The sequence below is a fragment of the Massilia sp. CT11-108 genome, assembly GCF_047302915.1.
Taxonomy (GTDB): domain Bacteria; phylum Pseudomonadota; class Gammaproteobacteria; order Burkholderiales; family Burkholderiaceae_D; genus Telluria; species Telluria orientalis.
The window spans coordinates 1-3,455 of sequence record NZ_JBKYMO010000547.1 but is presented as its reverse complement, the minus strand read 5'-3'; the positions used below and the strand labels follow the sequence as shown (position 1 = coordinate 3,455).

General features: G+C 70.5%; 4 protein-coding genes. 2 read left to right on the top strand and 2 right to left on the bottom strand.

Translation table 11 applies throughout. The features are described 5' to 3' along the window. A partial coding sequence (locus ACEN88_RS27120) for an aldehyde dehydrogenase family protein (protein WP_413344655.1) occupies positions 1 to 1,075 on the bottom strand: 1,075 nt, incomplete at its 3' end. Between the two features lie 215 nt (positions 1,076 to 1,290). On the opposite strand from ACEN88_RS27120, the gene ACEN88_RS27115 reads away from it, so the two are divergent. Together ACEN88_RS27115 and ACEN88_RS27110 are read left to right on the top strand one after the other, a co-directional pair. Next, positions 1,291 to 2,154 (top strand): GNAT family N-acetyltransferase, encoded by an 864-nt coding sequence (locus tag ACEN88_RS27115; RefSeq protein ID WP_413344653.1) that lies wholly within the window; start codon positions 1,291 to 1,293, stop codon positions 2,152 to 2,154. Positions 2,155 to 2,169: 15 nt separating this feature from the next. After that, complete coding sequence (locus ACEN88_RS27110; RefSeq protein WP_413344651.1) at positions 2,170 to 3,015, top strand: GNAT family N-acetyltransferase; 846 nt, start codon at positions 2,170 to 2,172, stop codon at positions 3,013 to 3,015. Between the two features lie 4 nt (positions 3,016 to 3,019). Here the strand turns inward: ACEN88_RS27110 and ACEN88_RS27105 are convergent. Then, the coding region (locus tag ACEN88_RS27105) for an NAD(P)-dependent oxidoreductase (protein ID WP_413344649.1) at positions 3,020 to 3,455 on the bottom strand (436 nt) is incomplete at its 5' end.

Genomic DNA, 3,455 nt, shown 5'->3' with positions numbered 1-3,455 from the left:
GCCGGCCGCCCGCGGCGATCGTGCGCCGCACGATGCCGTCGATGCGGTCCATCTCGCGGCGCGCGATGATGGGTCCCAGCGTGGCGTCGGGATCCCAGGTGGTCCCGGCCTTGAGTTCGGCGAAGACCGCGGCGAGGCGCTCGACGACGCGATCCGCCACCGCGCGCTCCACGATCAGGCGCGACCCGGCCACGCACACCTGGCCGGCATTCAGCGTGATGGCGCGTGCGACGGTGCGGACGGTGCGTTCGAGGTCGGGCGCGTCGGCGAACACCACTTGCGGGCTCTTGCCGCCCAATTCCAGCGTGACCGGCTTCGTGCCGCTTTCCGCGCACGCGGCCATGATGGCGGCGCCGCTGCGGGTCGATCCGGTAAACGTCACTTTCGCGATGCGCGGATGGCGGCACAAGGCGGCGCCGGCGCCCTGGCCGTCGCCCTGGACGATGTTGAAGATCCCCGCGGGCATGCCGGCCTCGATGGCCAGTTCGGCCAGGCGCAGCACGGAGAACGGCGTCATCTCGGAGGGCTTGAGGACCACCGCGTTGCCCGCCGCCAGCGCCGGCGCCACCTTCCAGGAGGCCATGACCAGCGGGAGGTTCCAGGGGGCGATGGCGGCGATCACGCCATAGGGTTCGGCGATGGTCATGCCGAGATGGTCGGTGCGGGTCGGCGCGATGTCGCCGCCGATCTTGTCGGCCCACTCGGCGAAGAAGCGGATGCCGTCCGCGGTGAACGGCACGTCCCAGGCGGCGGCATCCTTGAGCGGACGGGTCGAGCCGACCGCCTCCAATTGCGCCAGGGCCTGCGCGTCGGCGTCGATCAGGTCGGCCCAGCGGCGCAGCACGCGCGCGCGCTCGCGCGGCGCGCAGCGCGCCCAGTTGCTGGTCTTCCAGGCGCGCCACGCATCCTGTACCGCGCGGTCGACCAGGTCGGCGTCGGCCAGCGGCACGCCGGCGTACACCCGGCCATCGGACGGGCGCCTGACGTCCATCGCCTGCGCGCCGCCCGCCACATACTGCCCGCCGATGAAGTGGGCGCTGCGTACTGCCACCCGGTCGGGGTCGAAACGTTCCATCGTGTGTCCTTTCAGTGTTGCGTCATGTGCGACTCTGAAAAGATTGTAGGAGCGTTCCCCAAGCATTTTATGTCGTCCGGCCGGCCCGGAACGGCACAAGCTTTCGTATTGCAGCGGCAAATGGTGGATCGTTTCGAATTGCATTTACCCCGTCGCCGGACGGATTCGTGTGTGGCATGATGCGGCCGGATAGCCACTCGGCGAGGAGCAATCACATGAAAGATCGAAACCCAAAAAGCCAGGTGCGGTACCGCAGGATGACTGCCGCCGACCTGCCGGCGGCGCACAAGCTGTCGCTGTCCGTGTTATGGCCGCACCGCCTGGAAGACTGGCAGTTCATCCACGCACTCGGCGAAGGCATCGTCGCCGAAGACACGTCCGGCATCGTCGGCACCATCATGTGCTGGCTGCACGGCCCCGGCTACGCGTCGCTCGGCATGACCATCGTCGCACCCGGCCACCGGGACCGGGGAATCGCGAGCGCGCTGCTCGAGCGCATCCTGACGGAGATCGGCGACCGCACCATCCTGCTGCATACCACCGCGACCGGGGTGCGCTTCATCGAACACAAAGGTTTCGTCCAGACGGGCTGGGTGCACCAGCACCAGGGCAGCGTGTTCCGCGCCCCGTTCGTGCCGCTCGGCCCGGGCGAACGGATCCGGCCGGTCGGTCCGCGCGACGAGGCGGTGCTGGCCGACCTGGCCACGCGCTCGACCGGCGTGCCGCGCGCCACCGTGATCAAGCACCTGCTGACCGTGGCGGACGTCGTCGCCATCGACCGCTACGGCGAACTCGTCGCCTTCGCGGCGCTGCGCAAGTTCGGCCACGGCTATGTGATCGGCCCCGTCGTCGCGGCCGATGCCGGGCACGCGAAGGCGCTGATCGCCCATTGGGCCGGCACGCAGGCGGGTGCATTCGTCCGCGTCGACGCGCCGGACAGCAGCGGCCTCAGTCCCTGGCTCACCGAAATGGGCCTCGTCCAGGTCGAGGAATCGGTACACGCGATGATGCGCGGCGACCCGCCGCGGCCCGCGGGTCCCGTCAAGTGCTTCGCCCTGCTCAGCCAGTCGCTCGGCTGACCGGAAGGACAGATCATGACAACGACATATACCGCCATCACCTGCCGCCCGATGCGCGAGGATGACCTGCCCGCGGCGCTCGCGCTGTCGCAAGCCGTGCGCTGGCCGCATCGTCCCGAGGACTGGCAGTTCGCCCTGCGCCTGGGCACCGGCTTCGTGGCCGAGGAAGACGGCACCGTGGCCGGCACCGCGCTGTGCTGGCATCAGGGCCCACACCACGGTTCGCTGGGGCTGATCATCGTGGCCCCGGCCCACCAGGGCAAGGGCATCGGCCGCCGGCTGATGCACCTGGTGCTCGACCAGCTCGGCGACCGCTGCACGGTGCTCAACGCCACCGTGGCCGGGCAGCCACTGTACGAAAGCCTGGGCTTCCAGGCCATCGGCACGCTCCACCAGCACCAGGGCATATTTGCCCCGCCGGCGGCATCGGCGGGACCGCGTGCGCGGCCGGCCACCGCCGCCGACATCCCCGCCATCGTCGCACTGGCGAACCGCGGCACCGGGATGGTGCGCGACGAGTTGCTGAAACAGCTGATCGGCGTGGCCGACGGCGCCGTGCTGGAGCAGGATGGCGCCGTGACCGGTTTTTCGCTGATACGGCCGTTCGGCCGCGGCCACGTGATCGGGCCGGTGGTCGCGGCCGACGCCGCGTGCGCGCAGGCGCTGATCGCGACGTGGGGCGATGCCTACGCCGGCGCCTTCGTGCGCCTGGACGTGACGGGGTCGAGCGGCCTGGGCGAATGGCTGGCGCAGGCCGGGCTGGCCGAGGTGGACACCGCGGTGACGATGGCCCGCCATGGCGTGCCGCCGCGAGACGCTACGGTCCGGCAGTTCGCCATCGTCAGCCAGGCGCTCTGCTGACCGGTCAATAACCGCTGGTCCGGTCGATGACGCCGTCGACCGGCAGTCCGCGCTCGATCCGGGCGATCCTGGCCGCGATCTGGCGCGCGCTTTCCCGGCACAGCGTCAGCGCGGCCACGTGCGGCGTGATCTCGATGCGCGGATGCCGCCAGAACGGGTGATCGGGCGGCAGCGGCTCCTCGCGGAACACGTCCAGCGTGGCCTGGGCCAGCTGTCCACTGTCGAGCGCGCGCAGCAGGTCTTCCTCGACCAGGTGGGCGCCTCGTCCGATGTTGATCAACTGCGCGCCCGGCGCCAGCCGCGCGAACAGCGTCCGGTCGAGTATGTCCGCCGTGTGCGGCGTCAACGGGAGCAGGTTCACCAGCACGTCCAGGCCATCGAGAAAGTCCGGCAACGCGTCCGGCCCGGCAAAACAGGCGACCTGGCCGACCGCGCGCGGC

What these genes read in the sequence shown, in the direction of transcription:
- ACEN88_RS27115 (WP_413344653.1), top strand. Translation starts at nt 1,291, where the DNA reads ATGAAAGATCGAAACCCAAAAAGCCAGGTGCGGTACCGCAGGATGACT.
- ACEN88_RS27110 (WP_413344651.1), top strand. Translation starts at nt 2,170, where the DNA reads ATGACAACGACATATACCGCCATCACCTGCCGCCCGATGCGCGAGGAT.